The organism is Terrirhizobium terrae (genome assembly GCF_030323265.1).
Lineage (GTDB): Bacteria > Pseudomonadota > Alphaproteobacteria > Rhizobiales > Rhizobiaceae > Neorhizobium.
Genome location: NZ_CP104992.1, coordinates 2789662 through 2807287, shown reverse-complemented (window position 1 = coordinate 2807287; position 17626 = coordinate 2789662). Strand labels below are relative to the sequence as shown.

Here is a 17626-nt window from a genome sequence, read left to right as displayed (position 1 = left end):
TGGCAGAAGCCCTGCTTTCAAACCTGGAGGTAATGTTATGAGGCTCACGCCGATTAGCGTTGCGCTTATCTTGAGGGTGACCCGGACGGGCTGGTCTGTCTCCGTCCGGATCTATTTCGCTAGATAAGTCCACGGTGGGCGGGGCTGCAACCCCGCTCACCACTTCAGCAATATACCCCAACCCGCCGCCGTTTTCAATCAATCCGTGCCGCCGGAAACCGGTGCACGGCAGCAATCCGTCGACGCCAGGACGGCACCAACGCCGAGCGCGTCACCGCTGCCTGCTCATAGGCATGGATGAAATGCGTCGGCCCGACGAGAATACCCACATGCTTGGCCACGCAATCAGCCCGCCAGCGAAACAGCAGCAGATCACCCGGTTCCGCCGAGGCAAGCGGCATGGGCTCTCCGAACAGCCTGCGAGCCACCTCCACCAATCGATCCTCGCCGCTCCGCTCGGCCCAGTCCGGCGCATAGGGCGGCACCGCTTCCGGCTCTTCGCCATATAGCTCCCGCCAGATCCCCCGGATCAGGCCGATGCAGTCGCAGCCGATCCCCTTCGCCGCTCCCTGATGCCGATAGGGAGTGCCGATCCAGCCCTCCGCCAGCGCAACGATCCTGTCACCCATCCCGCTCATTCGAAGATCGGGTCACCGTCATGGACCCGCTCCCCGTCGGCATAGGAATAGGCGAAGTCTGCGCCCGGCACATGCGGGAAGCCGCAAAAATTCAGCTGATTGGCAAACCGCTGCCGGCAGGTGGCAAATGTCTTGTCGCACCCCGCCGTCACGGCAAAGGCCCTGCCCGCCTCAACATCCTCCTCCAGCGGCAACCACAGCGATAATACCGCCGACCCGTCCGATCGCCGCTCATGACCATCGACTTCAACCGACACCCCACCCAAAAACTCGATCCGCCCCTCCCGAAAGAACCCGCCGACGAAACCCGCCAGCCCTGAGACGAGCAACCGGCTACGGTCGATCATCTCAACCACAGTGCCCTCACCCCGCCAGGCAGCCAGATCCACCCGGCAGCGCCCATCGCCAAGGCTCGCATCGCAGCGGCGATTATAGAGCCTGCCCTGCGGCTGGTTCAGACGATGCGCCAAGCTGCGCAACTCGGCGCGAAATTGGCCACCGGCGCGCACCACCTCGCCGATCTCCCGCACACCGAGCCGCATATGCTGATCCGGCGAAGCCCAGTTCACCAGAAACAGCTCGACCCGCGCACCATCATACCGCCCCGCCGCCAGATCCGCCTCGTCGATCGCAGCACTCGAAAAGCCGCCCGCTACCTCGTCAGCCTCGGCGCCCAGCCCTGCCGCCTGCGCGCTCTCGCTCGCCGCAAACCCGCTCGCCGCCAGAAACGTCGTGCCATCGAAGGCCAGATCGCGGTCATGGTCGGTAAATCCGATCACCACGCCATCACGCCGCGTCACCCGCCAGCAATGGCAGGTTGTCGTCGCCTCGCCATCCAGATGCGCTTTCAGCCCAGCCGGTATCGTCCTCATGCCAGCACCTCCGTGAGCGGAATGGTCGGAATACGCCCGGCATCGAAATGCGCGAGGTTCACGTCGATCCGGTCGATGTCGAAGCGGACCGGCACGTCGAATTCAAAGCCTGCCTGCACCAGCGCTCCAGCGCCCGGCACACGGTCCGCAACGAAGGTGATGACCCCGGTCGCCGCATCCACGACGTAACTCGTCTCGGGCATCATCATCCCATCCACCGCAACCACCACCGTCCCGGCAACCGGCTTGGCAATCCGCCGCTTCCAGCTTCCGCCCGCATCCTGATAGGTCTTCATCAGCGGAAACACCGCCGTCTCCCCGTCACCGGTCCCGATCACCTGATCCACAGCCGAAACCGCACCACCCGGTGCACAGGATGCCCAATCCACCGGATCGCGAAACCGGAACCCATAGAGCTGCCCCCGGCGCGCCTCGAAGAATTCCAGCACCGCATAGAGATCGGCCAGCGAACGTACCCCCGATCCGGCATCATAGTTGCGGCGGCTGTCGCGCCAGCGCTGGTTGCGCTGCTCGCGTCCGTTTGACAGGTTGACGATCTCTGTGCGCCGCACCGGCCCGCCACTCGCGCCCAGCGCCACCCGAAGCGGGAAGCGCACTTCATGAAATCCGCTCATCTCGCCTTCCCTTCAAAAGCCCGCGCACCAAGCTGCCGCGCGCCCACAGTCCGGACCGTTAAAGCCCGCCTGGTCGCAGGCCAGCCTGGTAAAACCCGGTTTCCCAAAGACTGCTCGTCAAAGCCCGCGCCGCCCCCGCATGACGCTGCGCGCCAGCATCGCCGAGACCTGACCTTCGCTCTTCCGAAAACTCGCAGCATCGGTCGCCGTCACGTTGAACACGATCTGCGGCATCGCCCCGCCGCCACCGGCAGATGCGACGCCCAGCGCACCATCCGCGCCGCGCTTCAAGGGCAGGATCGCCTCCGGCCCTGCCTCGCCCATCAGGCCGGTACCGCCCGCCATCGGAAAATAGTTCGGCGCCCGCACCACGCCGCCATCGGCAAACGGCGTCACCGAGCCCAAGGCAGAGCCGACGGCATCGCCGATCAGCCCCTGCAGCGGCTTCAGCCCGGCCGACAGCGCGATATCCGCCAGCCGGTTGCCGAGCCCGCGCAGCACATCCTCCAGCCCCTTGCCGCCCGCTGTCGCCGATCTGAGCGCCCCGGTCAACGCCGACCCGAACCGCTGCGACCGCGCCTCCAGATCCGCCATCACCCCGGACAGCGCCTCGGCATTGGCAAGCGTTTCGGACATGTTCGCGTCATCGTTTTCCATTGCTTCCGTTCCTCTCGAGCCCGCGCCTGCCTATGGAGCGGAAGTTCGCCGGCCCTCCGGCCCTCTTTGCCCTCATCCGCGGAGGCGAGTTCGCGTCTGGAATTGTGCCGGTGCCGCATTCCTATTCTCCCCTCGGGGAGAAGTGCCGGAGCGACAGCGAGGCGATGAGGGGGCCACACGGCACGACCTGCAAACTAGGCCCCCTCATCCGACCCTTCGGGCCACCTTCTCCCCGAGGGGAGAAGGAAGTACCTCCCTCACCCATCCGGAAACGCCCGCATCAACGCCTCCAGCCCATCCCGCGCCATCGTCGCATCCCGCGGCCTTGCCCCGCCCGCCATGGCAAAAAACTCCACCGGCGTCAGCGCCCAGAAATCCCGTGGTGAAAGCCGCAGCCGGCAGAGGCCGACATGGATGACCGCATCCCAGGGAAAGGCACTCGCCTCTCCCTCCCGCGCGCCATCCTGCCCGTCACCCGCATATCCGCCCGCTGCGGCCCTCAAGGGTTTGCCGCGGCCGCTCCTTTCGACGTGTCCTCAGGCCCGCCGAACGTCGCCGTCAGCAAATCGCCGACGATCGCCGCATAGGTGACTATCCCGCCGTCGACGCTCATCGCCGCCACCTCGTCGTCCGAGAGCAGATTGCCACCACCCCGCAGCCCTGCGCCGATAATGCGGATCATGTCGGCCGCCTTCATCCGGCCTGCCGAAAACCGCGCCGCAAGCCCCGTCAGATCATCCACGGCAAAAGCCGTCTCAAGCTCCGCCAGCGCCCCGAGCGTCAGGCAGAGAATGCGGCGCTCGCCGTCCATCACCGCCTCCACCTCGCCACGCCGCCGGTTGGCCCGTCCCAACGCCCCGATAGCCGCGCCCATCAGATCGCTCCGAAGCTCAGCGCGCCGGCACTTTCCAGCGCCAGTTCGAACCGCACTTCGCCATTATGCTCGCCGGAATATTCGAGCGCCGTCACCTGAAACGGCCCGGTGATCACCCCGAAGCCCGGAATGACGACCTGCCAGGCGAGAATGCTCGCCGAAAAGAACGCTCCGCGCACCGTCTCGTCGCTCGCCTGATCCTTGAAGATACCGGCCCCCGTCAGCGAAGCCCGCTGCACGCCGGCCCCGCCCAAGAGCTCCCGCCAGCGCCCGGCGCTTTCCGCGTCCGTCACGTCAACGGTCTCGGCGTTGAAAGCGAGCCTCCGCGACCTCAACCCCGCAACCGTCACGAATGTCCCGCCATCATCGACCTTCAGAAGCAGGTCCCTGCCCTTTTGCGCTACCATGCCGTGATCCCTTCTTGACCCAATGTCATCTTTTTCGACACGCCCACTTCTCCCCGACCACCCGGCCTGATACAGCCGTCAGCAGCTTCACCCGCGACGCATCCGCTTCATGACCATGTCCTCCCGCTCAGCCCAGACCGTGGGTGTCCTTGCCGTCACGCAATTGATCGGCTGGGGCACGACCTTCGAATCCATCGGCGTGCTTGGCCGCAAGCTGGCGCCGGATCTCGGTCTGCCGAACGAGATCGTCTATGCCGGCCTCTCGGTGATGATGATGGTCAGTGCGCTGGCAAGCCCGCTCGTCGGCCGCATGCTCGATCGCCACGGCGCCGCCCGCGTTATGGCCGCCGGCTCCCTGTTCTTCGCAGCCGGCCTGCTTGTCCTCGCGACATCCGTCGGCGTCGTCACTTATGCGGCGGCCTGGATCATCCTTGGCCTCGGCGGCGCCTTCGTCCTCTCGGCGCCGGCCTACACTGCAGTCGTTGAGCGGGAGGGCGCCAACGGCAAGCGCACGATCGCCATCCTGATGCTCTTCACCGGCCTGTCGGCCACGATCTTCTGGCCGCTGCTCAGCCTCGTCTCCGGCATGGTCGGCTGGCGCACGACGTTTCTCGCAGCCGCCGCCCTGCACGCCTTCGTCTGCGTCCCGCTCTATCTTTTCTGCCTGCCGAAACCGATCGCATGGTCCGCATCGGGCGATGGCGCCGATCTCGCGCCGGTTCCGCTCACGCCCGGCAGCCGCAAAACCGCCTTCGTCCTCGTCGCCATGACCACGGCAATCGCGTCCTTCGTCACCTTCGGCCTGTCGCCTTCGCTCCTGGAAATCCTGCACCAGTTCGGCGCCACGCCGGAATTCGCGCTGCAGCTTGCCGCCGCGCGCGGCGTGATGGGCATTTCGGCCCGCGGCATCGACATGCTGCTCGGCAAGCGCGGCAACCCGTTCATGACATCGGTCGCCGGCTCAAGCCTCATGCTTCTCGCCTTCGGCTGCCTGCTCATTCTTCCCGCATCGAGCTTCAGCCTCTGGGTCTTCATCGTCCTCTACGGCTTCGGCGCCGGCATTCTCGTCGTTGCCCGGGCACTCCTGCCGCTCGCCCTGTTCTCCCCGCGCGAATACGGCCGCCAGGCAACCCGGCTGGCCATGCCGCAGAACATCGCCAACGCGCTCGCCCCGATCATTTTCACGGCGCTCATCGATCGCACCGGTGTCGCTACAGCCCTCGTCTTTTCGATCGCACTCGCCGGCGTCGCCCTGACTGCCATCATCATGCTGATCGGACTGGTGAAAAAGGCGCATCGGTCGAACGCAGCCGTCATTCCGTCACTGCCCTGAACCTCAGCTCGACCAGATAGGCCTTCGTCTTCGGCTCGCGCCGCGACCGGCTTCCGGTTTTCAGCAGGCTCACCAGCACCGCGTCCTCCAGCGCCAGTTCCACATCATCCAGCAGCACCGCCACCCGCCCGGCAATCTCCTGCGCCTGCCGCCGCCCTTCGCCTTCCGACCAGATTTCCAGCGTCAGAAAATGCTCCTCACCGGCCTCATTCACGGTCGAGAGATCGCGTGTCTCCAACTCACCGAACACGATCGCCGGCAGCTTTTGCCGCGGCAGCAGCCGATCACGAATACCATCCACACCGATCAGCGCCGTCAGCCCGGCGTCCCCGGCGAGCCTCGCATGGATCGCCTGCATCAGCGCGTTTGCCGCCGTCATCGCGCATCCTCCTCGCAGAGACAGGTCAGATAACGTCCGGTCTCGTCCGGGTCCTGCACCAGCTTTACCGCAAACAACCGCGCGCCCTTGCGAAACCGCTGCCCGGCGACAACACCTGCGCGAAACCGAATCCAGATCCGATGGGTAATGGTGCCGACCTCAGCGCCGGCCCGCTCGGCAAGCGCCGAAGACACCGGCTCGACCTTCGCCCAGAGCGCGGCGATCTCGGTCCAGGCCAGCACCGCGCCTCCTGCCCGTCCGGCTCCGGCATGGCCTCTTCCAGCGCAAGCCTTGCCGTCATCTGGCCGGGATCGAAGAACACCACCATCAGAGCCTCCGCATGCGGAAGGACGCGATCAGACGCTCGTAGCCGTCAGGAATGCCGGCCGGCTGCTGGTCGGGCGAAATCGCGCCGCGAAAGGCGAACATGTGACCGACATGGATCAGCATCGCCCGCTTCAAGGTGTCGGGAACATCCGTCCCCGCCTCGCCATAACCGGCTGCAAAGTCGATCTCGATACCATTCACCGTCCGCCCCGTGACGGGCGCATTCGCAAGCCAAAGCCGTGCAGGCCGCCCCACCCCGTCGAGCAGATGGCCTTCAAGCGACACCTGAAGCGGTGCGCCATCGAAACTGTAAACCGTAACGGATTGAACCGCTTGCACCGGCGACTTCAGGATGCGGATGACACCGTCCCTCGGCCAGCGATCGAGATAAAGCCGCCAGCCCTGCGCGATCAGGCACAGTCCCGTCTCGCGTTCGAGAAACTGCCGGGCAGTCTTGATCAGCGAGACCAGCAGGGCATCTTCCTCGCCGCCATCCAGACGCAGATGCGCCTTCACCTCGGCAAGCGTCAACGGCTCCGCGACAGGCGGAGTAATCAGGGCATAGGTCATGAGGATCCTCGGAGACGTATTTTTAACTCGATCGCGGCGTCGATCCCGCAGCGCCCCCTCTGCCCTGCCGGGCATCTCCCCCACGAGGGGGAGATTGGAAAGGGGCGCCGCCTCGCCGGCCAGCTAACCAAGCCGTGGATGAGATGCTGGCGTGACACGAAGGTCGGGTCACATGTGATCTCCCTCCTTGTGGGGGAGATGCCCGGCAGGGCAGAGGGGGTATCCCACACTCCGTTCCTGACGGGCTCGCTACCTCTTAACCAGCAGCAAACTTCACCAGCTTGATCGCCTCGAAATTCTGCACCCCGCCGCCGACGCGCTTGGTCGTGTAGAAGAGCACATACGGCTTGGCCGAATACGGATCACGCAGAATACGCACGCCCGCCCGGTCGACGACCAGATAGCCCGAGCGGAAATCCCCGAAGGCGATCGACAGCGAACCCTCCGCCACATCCGGCATTTCCTCCGCCTCGGCGATCGGAAAACCCATAAGCGATGCCGCCTGTCCGGCACTTGCCGGCGGGCGCCACAGATAGTTGCCGTCGGCATCCTTGAACTTGCGGATATCGGCCTGCACCTTGCGGTTCATCATGAAGGTGCCGTTCTGCCGGTGCCCCGCCTTCAGCGCGTAGATCACGTCGACCAGCGTGTCGGAGGGACCGGTGGTTTTCCAGGCGCCGGCAGAACCGGTCGCAACATAACCGAGATTACCCCAGCTCCAGTCCTCGTCGGCCACCGCGGCGTAAGACAGAAAACCCTTCGGCTTGTTGATGCCGTCGCCGCGAATGAAGGCGTCGCCCTCCTGTTCGGCAAAGACGATATCCACCTCACCGGCAATCCAGGCCTCGATATCGACCGCCGCATCGTCCAGCAGCGCCTGGGTCGCCGCCGGCATGGCATAGAGTTCCATGGTCGGGAAGGAGAGTTCGGCAAGCTGCGGCGTATTGGTCTGCGGCCGTGCCGCCGTCTCCGCCACCCAGCCGGTCGCAAGTCCCGTCGTGGCGAACGGTTTCTTCAGCACGGCCGTCGAAACGGTCCGCACCGTCGAAAGCGCTCGCATCGGCGAGACGACCGACACGCGCCGGCCGATCTCGGTATCGGTCTCGTCCGGCACCAGATAGCCGCCATCCGCCCCACTGCCGGCCGACATGGCCTTGGCTTCCAGCTCGCGCAATCCCGCCTCGTCGCCACGGCGGACATAGGCATCGAAAGCCGCCTTGTGCTCCATCGCTTCGGGCGAAAGATCCGTACCACCGCGAACCGATCCGAGCTGCGGCCGCGCCTTCTTCAGCACCAGCTGGTCCAGCACCTTCTTCTGGTCGTCCATTGCCCGGTTGATGCGGTCCATCTTGTCGCGGGTCACGACGTCGGAGGTCAGCTTCTGCTCGATCTCACCGAGCCTGCGGTCATTGACATCCTTGAAGGCCTCGAAGGCCTCCATGAATTCGTCGAAGGCCGCCGTCATCGTCTCCGGCACGGCCTTCACTTCCGGCGCCACTTTCATTGCCTGCATCACCTGCTCCGTCATATCGATCTTCCCTTGAAGCTTGAGGTCATCATCATCTTCGCCGCCCGCTTCATCTGGCGGACGAGCTCGGTTTCCCGGTCGCGAAAAAACCGCGCATGCTTGACGTCGGAGACCCTTGCCGATGGCAGCATCGGAAAGGTCACGACGGAAATTTCCCAAAGATCCGCTTCGAGGATGCGCCGCACCCCGGTCTTGGCATCGGTGCGCGCCTTGACGGTGCGAAACCCGATCGACAGACCGTCGAGCGCACCGGACTTCATCAGCGAAAACACTTCCCGGGACCGCCCGACATCGGGCGCCAGAACACCCTCGACATAAAGCCCCCGCGCATCCTCGCGGATCGTTTTCCACGCGCCGATCGGCTCGTTCGGATCATGCTGATAGAGCATCCGCACCCCCGGCGCGCCGCGGGCAACGAGCGAGTTCAAAAACGCCCCCGCTCGATCCGGTCCTTGCCCAGATCGACCTCGCCGAAGACGCTGGCATAACCGGAAAACACCCCATCCCCGGTAATGCCGGCCAGTTCCAGATTGGCGAATTTTCGCGCGGTGGGGCGCGCGGCGAAGCGCTCGCCGGAGCGCATGGGGGCGCGAGGCCCGCGGGAAGCGTGCATGATAGTCTCCTGAATTTTATGAGATCGTCGGCCCGTCACCCGGCAGGCCGGGCATTGAGCACCCGCGCCGGACAGGCTATCCTGCCCGTCGACGCCCTTTGACATGGCTTTGATGGAGGACGCCATGCAGACACTGTTTCTGGTCGCACTCGGCCTCTTGTCCGGATCGGCCGTCATCGCCGGCGCTGTCCATCTCGCCCTCTACCCGCCCAGCCTCTTTAAGAAACCGATAATGGCAGATCCGCTCGACCGCTCCGACACATCCGAAGGCACCACCGTCTATGTCGGCAGCGATTCCTCGGGTGGCGGCGATGGTCATTGCTGACGCTGCTCAGTGTTCAGCGCGCGATTGAGGAACTCGATGACCTGCAGCAACTGCGAGGAATTCCACGAACCCCGCCCGATCCGCGTGCCGGCGGACCTCACGGCGGCCATCCTGTCCCTGCAGGCCGCCGTCGCCGACAACCGCCTTGCTGTTTTACCCGTCCATAGCATCCATGCCGGTGCGGATTTCTCGACGCTGGAAATCCATGGCCCTTGGGAGGATCTCATCCAGAATGCCTTCCAATGTGTGCGATGCGGCCAGCGCTATCTGCTGACCGCTGAAACTTATCACGGCCGCGGCGGCAGCCTGAAAGCTGTGAGCCACGTCTGACGTGTTCTCAGCGCCGCCCACCATACCGATCAGCCACCCGCGACAACGCGCCCAGCACCCACCAGGCACACAGGCTCGCCGCAGCGGAACCGGCAAGCATCGTCTCCGGTCCCGACAGCGAGCCGCCGATCCCGAGCCGCTCCACCAGCCACAGCCCCGTCGGCCCGCCGAAGATCAGCCCGCAGGTCAGGCCCGTCGCAAACCGGCTCGCCGCCTCGCGCCTGCTCTTCGGCAGAAGATAGATCAGCGAAACCCCGGCACCCGCACAGGCGCCAGCCGTCTTCGCCGCCCAGACGCCGAGAAGCGCCCCCGGATCCTGTCCAAGGTCAGCCATTGTTAATCCCTCCCGGGTTATTGTCGGTAAAGTTGGAGGCCAGACGCTGCCCCACGAGCAGCCCACGCCCCTCCGGCGCACACCTTTTTCAGGCCGCGCAAGGACCGCGCAACGGTGCCGCTTGGCGCCCGCGCCCCGCTTGATAATCGTCAATCGCCTGAATCGCTTGGCCGCAAACCTTCGCAAGTTGAATCCGGCCGTTCAGAAGTTGAGTGAGGTCGCCCTCGCTCTATTCGCCGATATCCTTGTCGTCGTCAGGATCGGGCGGCAATTGCCGTCCGTGGCGGATATGCGAGACCTCCAGCATCGAGCCTCGGATCCTGTAGTCGATCACATAGTCGCCTGAAACAAAGCGCCGCCGGCCATCCAGCGCCGCATGCGGACTGCCCGCCTGCGGATAATCCTTCAGCAGCCGAAGTGCCGCCCGCAATTGCCGCAACACGGCTTCTGCGGCACGCGGATTGAAATGCTCAAGATAGTCCCGCTCGCTCTTCAGGAAGAGCCCGGCATTCTTCGAGAGCCTGACGCGCATCAGGCAGCATCGCTCTTCGTCTCGCCAAGCAATTCGGCGAAGAACTCCTCGGCATCGACCGTCTCGCCATTGGCAATCTGCTCTTCGCCCAGGCGGATCTGCAGGATGTCATTGCCCTCGGCCATGAGATAATATTTCAACGCCCGGACGATCACCCAGCTGCGGCTGCGATCGGCCGTTTCGGCGATCTTTTCGATATCGTCGAGAATATCCTGCGGCACCCGCAGCGTGATCGGATCGGACAACGCGGGCTTTTCAGACCCCTTCTTCTCGGCCATGGCAGATCTCCAATTTGTAATACGACGTATTACAAATTACTCCCGCGCACGATCACAGGCAATCCGGAACTTGCGCCCACTGCCACATCCTCAATACCCCACCGCCTCACGCTTCTCCTCATCGGTCAGGAACCCCGCGGCCCCGACCCGCGCCCACAGCGCCTCGCGCTCGCCGGCCAGCCCCGCGATCCGGTCGAGATCCGGCTCCAGCCGCAGCGCCTCGCCATAGGCATCCGACAGCCAGGCGGAAAAGCTCGCCGCGGTCCGCGCGATCAGCGGCAGCACAGTCAGCCGGTAGAAGGCACGATTGGCCTCCTGGTAATTGGCATAGGTATTGTCGCCGGGAATGCCGACCAGCATCGGCGGCACGCCGAGTGCGAGCGCGATATCCCGCGCCGCACCGTTCTTCGCCTCGATGAAATCCATGTCCTTGGGCGAGAGCCCCATCGCCTTCCAGTCGAGCCCGCCTTCGAGCAGCAGCGGCCGCCCGGCGTTGACGGCGCCGGAATAACCGGCCTCCAGTTCGTCCTTCAGCCGCTGATACTGGTCGGCGGAAAGATTGCCGCCATCCTTCGGCTGGTAGACGAGCGCGCCGGAGGGCCGCGCCGAATTGTCGAGCAGCGCCTTGTTCCAACCCGCCGCCGCATTGGAAAGATCGAGTGCTGCCCCCGCCGCCGAGAGCGGCGAAAAGCCGGAATGGTCGTCGAGCGGATGAAACAGTTTCAGATGCAAGAGCGCCGGTCGCCCGTCCTCATGCTCCACCGGCAGCCGTCGCGTACTGCCCCCGGCTCGGTAATCATACCCCGCCACCCAGCCGTCACGCCCCTCGACGACGCTTACGCGGTCCGGCCGCAGGAGATGCAGTTCGCGCAGCACCCCGCCGATCGAAAGCGGCTCGACATAGGCATTGCCGGACAAAAGCAGATGCCCATAGAGCGCCTCGAAGAAATCCGGCCCGCCCTGCCGCCCGTTCGGCCGCGAAAGAAGCGAGAGCGCCGCATGATCCGCCACTTCGGCCGCCCCCTCATAGGCCAGCCACGGCACCGCCGCCGCAGCCTCTGCAATCATCCGCATGGCCCTATGCGCCACCGGGTTGCGCATGAACCCTGTCCGCGCCAATGCCCCATAGGACCGTCCCGACCAATGCGCCGCCCCTCCCCGGAAAGCACGGCGAAAGCCGATGCCACGCCTCCCGCCACACCCGAAGCCATCTTCGTCTCGCCCGCCTCTGCAGCAGACACGGCTTTGCGTTCCCCGTGGACGACCACGGCAGGCGAAAGGGAGATCTCATCTCGAAAGGATCCTTGTGCTTGGGCGAAAGCCCGCTGACGTCCTGAGGATCAGGCCCGTCCATTCAGGGCCAATCTATTAAAGCCGGCCTATTTCGGTCCCGCCAGCTCCGGCCCGGCCCTCACCCATGTCAGGCCGAACCCGCTCAGCGCAACGGCGTCTTCACAGCCTTATCACTGTCATAATCGGCGGCGATCCGAACCTCGCGGATCGGGCGCACGGCGTCGATCGACTGCTGGTAGGTCGGATGCGCCTTGTAGGCGGCAAGCGCCGCTTCATTCTCGAATTCGCCATAGACGACGAGGTCGATATCGGTGCCCAGCTGGTCGGTCTTCACATTGGTGCCGATTTCCAGCACCGAGGCATGCGGATTTTCGGTCAGAAGCGAAAGCCCCGCCCGCACCTCGTCGACATTGTCAGGCGTCGCCGTGAAAAACACGATATGGCGTATCATCGAAACTCCGCAGCAGGCACGTTCAAACCCGGGCCTGCTATCATGCGGATCAGCGCGCTTCAATGCATCTGCTTCACACTCCGCAGGTCGGCAGCTTCACAGCGGATATTTTGCCGCCGTTCCGTTTCTGCGAATGTCGGCACATATCAGGTCGTATAGCTGATGCAGCTGTAGAAGGCGCGGCCGTAGTCGGCGATCTGCAACGCCTTGTCGAGCTTGTTGATGATCCGCCGTGCGTTTACCCAGTCCTCCTTCGGCCCATTGAAGAATTGGGCGAGATGGGCCTTGGTGAAAGATCCTCTCTCCATGCCGACGAACATGATCTGCAACGCGACCTCCATGTTCATGGCCACCGACGGGTCGGTCACCAGGTCGATGCCGAGTACGTCGCTCATTTCCTTATAATTGTCGAAATGGGTCAGTTGCACCAGCCCGCGGCCAAGCCAGGTCTTGCCGTTTTCGTCCCGGCGCCAATAGGGATTGCTCACCCAGGGCAGTTGTCCACGAGCCCAGGCATTTTCCAGCACCCTGATCGCATCCTCATCCGTCGTACGGAGCGTTTCGCGAACCGGTTGCATCGTCCTTGCGGTCTCGTGATAGGCCGTCGCCAGCATATAGGCGAGCCAACGGTCGTCCTGACCGGCACGGGTTGTCTCCCAAAGGTCGAGTATCTGCCCCATTCCATCGACTTGGCCGGTCTTCAGACTTCCAGCAAAAAGCCTCATCCGTGCCGTTTCGAAGAAAAATTTTCGGTTGATGGTCATGTGTTCCCCAGTCGGACGAAATTGTATGACCGAATAAATAAACTATCTATGCGCGACACTGAACAAATCTAAATCAATCATAGATTGTATTCTGAGAAAAATTCCGACAACCTCACAACATTCAATCGGTTTAGAAAAACTAAATCGTTTTAACGCCTTAGGCGTAGATTTACTTTTCATCCGGGTTGTGGAACCAATCTCATCATCCGACGTTCATGTCGGCGCCTCCATGATGGTGCGGCGCAATAAAACAGGAGATCATGACGATGCAGCAGCCAGCCCAGGCAGCCCCTCCAAGCCGATCCCACAGCATGTCGCCGAGCGTCTGGAATCCGAATGGAAGCAGATGCAGGACAACAATTCCCGCCAGCCGAACCAGCGCTGAGCCGCAATTGGGCCGCGCATTCGGGAGGTTCAAATTCCCCTCACCCGCGGCTCGCCCTGAGCCTCCAGCACCAGCGCCGTCAGCGCCCAGACCAGCGCATCCAGCCGGTCGGGCGAGCGGCCCGATGACAGCCCATCGGGGCCGAAATCGCACATCTGGTCTTCCAGCTCCGTAAAATGTCCCGCATGGACAACACGCCCCTGCTCGTAGAGTGCCGCCACCGGCTCGGCGCGGGTGAATTTGCCGCGCGTCGCCCTGACTATGGTCAGCGGCAGCGCCACGTCGACGCTTCTCAGCATCGCTGCCACCATCTCGCCGCCCTGGTTGACTTCGGCCACCACCCGGTCGGCCTCGAAGCGCCGATAGGCCTTCACCACCGCCGTCGCCCATGCGGCGGGCGTCGCCCCTCCACCGAACAATCGGCGAGAACCACCGCCCGCCCCGACACGTCCAGTCCGGCCACGACGATGCCGCAGCAGGAACTGGCCCCGATCCCCGCAGGCGGATCGACCGCCACGACGATGCGCCTCAGCGGCGCGACCTCACGAATGATACAGGCCTCGATTTCGGCGCGGCGCCACAGCGCGTCGTCACGATCCTCGATCAGCTCGCCATCCAGTTCCTGCCGCCCGAGCCTCGTCCCGCCATAGCGGCGCCGCAGCGCATCGATGAAGCCCGGCGCCAGATTGCCCGCATTGCCGCCGGTCGAAATCTTCACCAGCGCGGTGGAAGGATCGGCGATCAGCCGTTTCAGCACCGGCACCGGCCGCGGCGTCGTCGTCACCAGCTGGCGCGGATCACGCCCCAGCCGAAGCCCGAACTGCAGCATGTCGAAGGTCTCTTCCGCATGCTTCCATTTGCCGATCTCGTCGCACCAGGCATAGTGAAACTGCGGCCCGCGCAACGCCTCGGGGTCTTCAGACGAAAAGATCTGCGCTACCGCGCCATTCGGCCAGATGAGCCTGCGCCGCGAAATCTCGAAAGCCGGAAAATTCTTCCGGGCAACCCGGCAGATGCCGGACACGCCGTCGATCATCACCTCCCGCGCATCCCCCAGCGTCTCGGCCACGAGAGCAATCCGAAGATCGGAGCGCACATCTGCCGAAGCGATCGCATGCACCCACTCGGCGCCTGCCCGCGTCTTCCCCGACCCGCGCCCGCCCATGATCAACCACGTCCGCCAGTCGCCGTCCGGCGGCTTCTGCTCGTCCCGGCCGTTGAGAACCCACTCGCGGCCGTGGCAGATCTGGAAGCCATGGAACGGATCGGTGGCAGGCTGCTCCGGGCCACTCTCCCCTTGCGGGGGAGATGTCATCGGAGATGACAGAGGGGGTGGCGCAACGAACTCAATATCCGAGGAGTGTGTAGAAACACCCCCTCTGTCCTGCCGGACATCTCCCCCACAGGGGGAGATCGACCCGCGGCCACCGTCCTCGCCAACATCCACCGAACCCACCGGCTTGGTCAGCGCAGAGACACTGGAAGCTGCCGCAGCCTCAGCCGCGCGGGCCTTCTCGATGTTGCTGAAAAGCTTCGCCTTCTTGGTGGAAGTCTTCGCTGCCTGTTCCGCCATGGACGCCGTTGCCCGCCTATTCGTCCGCTGGGCCTTTCCCTTCACGCCCAGCGTCAAATACGCCGGCTGGTGGCCCTGTCCGCTTCCACTCCTCGAAGAGTTTATGCGCCCGGTCATTCGCCTTCTCCTCGATCATCCTGACGAAGCGGGCCTTGGCCTCCTCGTATCCGCCCTCATCGGCCACACGCTCGGCTTCGAGCTCGCGGTCCCGCGCCAGCTGCCGCTGCAGGCTGTCGACCTTTTCGAGCGTGCGGATGATCAGGCTCATCGCATCGGTCGCGGCCTTCACATCGGCGCGGGCAAGCTTCTGCGCCGCCTCGTCGCCACCCTCGAGCGCAGCCGCAGCACTCTCGCGCATCTTGCGGAAGGTGGAAAACTGCTCGCGCATCTCCATCGTCATCTCGTTCAACAGCCTGCGCAGTTCGTTCGCCGGATCGCCCAGCCCTTCGGCCGATTTCACCTCCAGCACCGCGCGCACATCCGCCGCCAGCCCCTCGTCTTCCATGGCGATATCGTCGCCATAGACGGGTGCCGTCCGCCACGTCCCGAACAGCCCCGGATCGAACCGGTCAAACTCGTCTGGAATAGGCTCGGTCATGACTATGCTCCATCGGCGCAAACGAAAACGCGCCGTCAGCGTTTCAGCTCACAGCGCGCGTCCCCATGCGGAAATATCGAACTAGAATGGATTTATCGGTCACCGCCCTCGGCGCAGCTCTTCGACCATGCACAAACCCTACCAAACCACCGTCACGCCGTCAAGGATTATTTTCCTATCTACGTGACTTTCTGTGATCTCGTTGTGGGGAAATATCCCTCACCAACAAAATCTAAGACTTAGCCATCAGCTAAGATCTTGATTTTGTAACCTCTCCCACAAAGGGAGAGGTATGGCGTCGAGGGTGAGGCACCGGTATCTCTCCCCTGTGGAGAGAAAGCGATTTCAACATCTTAGCTTTAGCTAAGTGTTAGAAATCGCAAGTGAGGGGATCCTTCCCTCGCCGAAATCGATCCTTCTCACCTCAGATCACCTGCCCACCCGAAACCTCGATCCGCTGGGCATTGATCCAGCGATTGTCCTCGGTCAGCAGGCCGGCGATCATCGGGCCGATATCGTCCGGCATGCCGGCACGGCCAAGCGCGGTAATGTCGGCGAAGAACTTGTTCATGTCCGGCTGATCGCGCACCGCGCCGCCGAGGAAATCGGTCTCGATCGCGCCCGGCGCCACGGTGTTGACGGCAATGCCGCGGGCACCCAGTTCCTTCGCCATGTAGATGCTGAGGATCTCGATCGCGCCCTTGACCGCCGAATAGGCGGAAAAGCCGGGAGCGGAAATGCGCGTCAGACCGGAGGACAGGTTGACGATCCGGCCGCCATCGGCAATCAGCGGCAGAAGTGCCTGGGTCAGGAAGAACACACCCTTCAGGTGAACATTCACCAGCCCGTCGAACTGCGCCTCGGTCGTATCGGCAATCATGGCATATTCGCCATGGCCGGCATTGTTGACCAGATGGTCGAAGGTGTCGCGCTGCCACTTGTCCTTCAGCACCTTGCGAAGCGTTTCGACAAAGGCCGGAAAGGTCGAAATGTCGGCGGTATCGAGCTGGAAGGCGGCGGCCTTGCGCCCTTGGCCTCGATCTCGGCGACGACGGCATCGGCTTCGCCCTTCCTGCTACGATAGGTGATGATCACGTCGCTGCCCTTGTCGGCAATGTGAAGCGCGGTGTTGCGGCCAAGACCGCGGCTGGCACCGGTGATGATGGCAATCTTCGTCATGAAAGCTCTCCATTGATTGGGCCGGCTCTCAGGCCGGCTGTAGCTTGGGATCGAGCCGGCCCTAAAGACCGATCCGGTGATTGGACATCGGGGTTTTCACCGCCCCGGTCGCTGGACGCCGACCTTCCTTCAGAACCCTCTGTTGAGCTCCGCTGGCGTCGTCCCGTCGACGCACCGAATATGCCCATCACCGCCGTGCCCCGGTTGCCGGAACCTCGGCGATCTTTGCCTAATCCTCCGAATGCCGTTTACGCCCTCACCTCAAGCGTGTAGTGTGGCTCCCATGAACGACACGCTGCTTGACGCCGTCCGCCGCTATTCCATGGCCCATGCCGACCATACCGGCGTGGCATCGACGCCGATCGCCGGTCTGACCGTCATCCGCACGACGGCGCCGAGCGAGCTGCAGCACCAGATCCCCTCGCCGCTCGCCTGCCTCATCCTCCAGGGCACGAAGCTGGTGACGATGGGCAATCAGACCTTTACCTTCGAGGCCGGGGATTCCTGCTGATCACCGCCGACGTCCCAACCGTCAGCCAGATCACCAGGGCAAGCGTCGTTGAACCCTATTTTTCCATGGTGATCTATCTCGATCCGGCCATCATCGCCGAGCTTTCAGCCGAGATGGAGCCGATCGGGGAATCCGGCAGCGCCCCGGTGCGCATCGAGCCGACCAACCAGGAAGTCGCCGACAGCGCGCTGCGCCTCATGCGTTTGCTCGATCGTCCGACGGCGATCCAGCACCTGCACG

22 protein-coding genes and 4 pseudogenes are annotated in these 17626 nt (G+C 63.8%); 5 read left to right on the top strand and 21 right to left on the bottom strand.

Features of this window, described 5'->3' with window-relative positions; genetic code table 11:
* Positions 1-194 precede the first annotated feature (194 nt).
* From N7E02_RS21690 to N7E02_RS21660, 7 genes are all read right to left on the bottom strand, one after another.
* Positions 195-638: an NlpC/P60 family protein gene (locus N7E02_RS21690; protein ID WP_286579680.1), complete on the bottom strand. Its 444-nt coding sequence runs from the start codon at positions 636-638 to the stop codon at positions 195-197.
* The gene (locus tag N7E02_RS21685) at positions 635-1510 is read right to left on the bottom strand and encodes a phage/gene transfer agent baseplate hub protein (RefSeq protein ID WP_286579678.1); all 876 of its coding nucleotides are present in this window, start codon (positions 1508-1510) and stop codon (positions 635-637) included. The genes N7E02_RS21690 and N7E02_RS21685 overlap by 4 nt, the downstream gene beginning before the upstream one ends.
* The gene (locus N7E02_RS21680; RefSeq protein WP_286579677.1) at positions 1507-2145 is read right to left on the bottom strand and encodes a DUF2460 domain-containing protein; all 639 of its coding nucleotides are present in this window, start codon (positions 2143-2145) and stop codon (positions 1507-1509) included. Before N7E02_RS21680 ends, N7E02_RS21685 begins: the two co-directional genes overlap by 4 nt.
* Positions 2146-2262: 117 nt before the next feature.
* The gene (locus N7E02_RS21675; RefSeq protein ID WP_286579676.1) at positions 2263-2802 is read right to left on the bottom strand and encodes a phage tail tape measure protein; all 540 of its coding nucleotides are present in this window, start codon (positions 2800-2802) and stop codon (positions 2263-2265) included.
* Positions 2803-3059: 257 nt separating this feature from the next.
* The gene (locus tag N7E02_RS21670) at positions 3060-3305 is read right to left on the bottom strand and encodes a rcc01693 family protein (RefSeq protein ID WP_286579674.1); all 246 of its coding nucleotides are present in this window, start codon (positions 3303-3305) and stop codon (positions 3060-3062) included.
* Entirely contained in the window at positions 3302-3676 is a 375-nt protein-coding gene (locus N7E02_RS21665; RefSeq protein ID WP_286579671.1) for a gene transfer agent family protein, read from the bottom strand. The genes N7E02_RS21670 and N7E02_RS21665 overlap by 4 nt, the downstream gene beginning before the upstream one ends.
* Positions 3676-4083, bottom strand: a complete 408-nt coding sequence (locus N7E02_RS21660; RefSeq protein WP_286579669.1) for a phage major tail protein, TP901-1 family — start codon at positions 4081-4083, stop codon at positions 3676-3678. The genes N7E02_RS21665 and N7E02_RS21660 overlap by 1 nt, the downstream gene beginning before the upstream one ends.
* A gap of 109 nt (positions 4084-4192) precedes the next feature.
* Here N7E02_RS21660 and N7E02_RS21655 point away from each other — a divergent pair, with 109 nt between their 5' ends.
* The gene (locus tag N7E02_RS21655; RefSeq protein ID WP_286579668.1) at positions 4193-5416 is read left to right on the top strand and encodes an MFS transporter; all 1224 of its coding nucleotides are present in this window, start codon (positions 4193-4195) and stop codon (positions 5414-5416) included.
* Here N7E02_RS21655 and N7E02_RS21650 read toward each other — a convergent pair.
* The 5 genes and pseudogenes from N7E02_RS21650 to N7E02_RS21630 all read right to left on the bottom strand — a co-directional run bounded on the left by N7E02_RS21650 (position 5397) and on the right by N7E02_RS21630 (position 8833).
* On the bottom strand, positions 5397-5795 hold the full coding sequence (locus N7E02_RS21650) for a DUF3168 domain-containing protein (protein ID WP_286579667.1): 399 nt from the start codon (positions 5793-5795) through the stop codon (positions 5397-5399). The two genes, N7E02_RS21655 and N7E02_RS21650, sit on opposite strands and share 20 nt — an antisense overlap.
* A complete protein-coding gene (locus N7E02_RS21645; RefSeq protein ID WP_353622838.1) occupies positions 5792-6037 on the bottom strand; it encodes a phage head closure protein in 246 nt (81 codons plus the stop codon). The genes N7E02_RS21650 and N7E02_RS21645 overlap by 4 nt, the downstream gene beginning before the upstream one ends.
* A gap of 85 nt (positions 6038-6122) precedes the next feature.
* Positions 6123-6692: a head-tail connector protein gene (locus N7E02_RS21640; RefSeq protein WP_286579666.1), complete on the bottom strand. Its 570-nt coding sequence runs from the start codon at positions 6690-6692 to the stop codon at positions 6123-6125.
* 256 nt (positions 6693-6948) lie between these two features.
* Entirely contained in the window at positions 6949-8220 is a 1272-nt protein-coding gene (locus tag N7E02_RS21635; protein WP_286579665.1) for a phage major capsid protein, read from the bottom strand.
* A pseudogene (locus tag N7E02_RS21630) lies at positions 8217-8833 on the bottom strand (HK97 family phage prohead protease). Before N7E02_RS21630 ends, N7E02_RS21635 begins: the two are co-directional and overlap by 4 nt.
* Before the next feature lie 124 nt (positions 8834-8957).
* On the opposite strand from N7E02_RS21630, the gene N7E02_RS21625 reads away from it, so the two are divergent.
* On the top strand, positions 8958-9158 hold the full coding sequence (locus N7E02_RS21625; protein ID WP_286579664.1) for a hypothetical protein: 201 nt from the start codon (positions 8958-8960) through the stop codon (positions 9156-9158).
* A 36-nt stretch (positions 9159-9194) separates the two neighbouring features.
* Complete coding sequence (locus N7E02_RS21620; RefSeq protein ID WP_286579663.1) at positions 9195-9488, top strand: hypothetical protein; 294 nt, start codon at positions 9195-9197, stop codon at positions 9486-9488.
* Positions 9489-9495: 7 nt separating this feature from the next.
* Here the strand turns inward: N7E02_RS21620 and N7E02_RS21615 are convergent, their stop codons facing one another.
* The 6 genes from N7E02_RS21615 to N7E02_RS21590 all read right to left on the bottom strand — a co-directional run bounded on the left by N7E02_RS21615 (position 9496) and on the right by N7E02_RS21590 (position 13140).
* The gene (locus N7E02_RS21615) at positions 9496-9822 is read right to left on the bottom strand and encodes a DUF6107 family protein (RefSeq protein ID WP_286579662.1); all 327 of its coding nucleotides are present in this window, start codon (positions 9820-9822) and stop codon (positions 9496-9498) included.
* Positions 9823-10051: 229 nt separating this feature from the next.
* Positions 10052-10354, bottom strand: coding sequence for a type II toxin-antitoxin system RelE/ParE family toxin (locus N7E02_RS21610; protein WP_286579661.1), 303 nt, complete (start codon positions 10352-10354; stop codon positions 10052-10054).
* Positions 10354-10632: a CopG family ribbon-helix-helix protein gene (locus N7E02_RS21605; RefSeq protein WP_286579660.1), complete on the bottom strand. Its 279-nt coding sequence runs from the start codon at positions 10630-10632 to the stop codon at positions 10354-10356. The genes N7E02_RS21610 and N7E02_RS21605 overlap by 1 nt, the downstream gene beginning before the upstream one ends.
* A gap of 90 nt (positions 10633-10722) precedes the next feature.
* Positions 10723-11814, bottom strand: coding sequence for a phage portal protein (locus N7E02_RS21600; protein WP_374730740.1), 1092 nt, complete (start codon positions 11812-11814; stop codon positions 10723-10725).
* Between the two features lie 253 nt (positions 11815-12067).
* Entirely contained in the window at positions 12068-12376 is a 309-nt protein-coding gene (locus N7E02_RS21595) for a Dabb family protein (RefSeq protein ID WP_286579659.1), read from the bottom strand.
* 146 nt (positions 12377-12522) lie between these two features.
* The gene (locus N7E02_RS21590) at positions 12523-13140 is read right to left on the bottom strand and encodes a lysozyme family protein (protein ID WP_286579658.1); all 618 of its coding nucleotides are present in this window, start codon (positions 13138-13140) and stop codon (positions 12523-12525) included.
* Between the two features lie 229 nt (positions 13141-13369).
* On the opposite strand from N7E02_RS21590, the gene N7E02_RS21585 reads away from it, so the two are divergent.
* Positions 13370-13525: a hypothetical protein gene (locus N7E02_RS21585; RefSeq protein WP_286579657.1), complete on the top strand. Its 156-nt coding sequence runs from the start codon at positions 13370-13372 to the stop codon at positions 13523-13525.
* A 29-nt stretch (positions 13526-13554) separates the two neighbouring features.
* On the opposite strand, the pseudogene N7E02_RS21580 reads toward N7E02_RS21585, so the two are convergent.
* The 3 genes and pseudogenes from N7E02_RS21580 to N7E02_RS21570 form a co-directional block, all read right to left on the bottom strand.
* Positions 13555-14840, bottom strand: a pseudogene (locus tag N7E02_RS21580) (DNA-packaging protein).
* A gap of 274 nt (positions 14841-15114) precedes the next feature.
* Complete coding sequence (locus tag N7E02_RS21575) at positions 15115-15696, bottom strand: hypothetical protein (RefSeq protein ID WP_286579655.1); 582 nt, start codon at positions 15694-15696, stop codon at positions 15115-15117.
* Positions 15697-16120: 424 nt separating this feature from the next.
* Positions 16121-16875, bottom strand: a pseudogene (locus N7E02_RS21570) (SDR family oxidoreductase).
* A gap of 241 nt (positions 16876-17116) precedes the next feature.
* On the opposite strand from N7E02_RS21570, the pseudogene N7E02_RS29865 reads away from it, so the two are divergent.
* Positions 17117-17619: pseudogene (locus tag N7E02_RS29865) on the top strand (AraC family transcriptional regulator); the annotation flags it as partial.
* Positions 17620-17626: the final 7 nt, after the last annotated feature.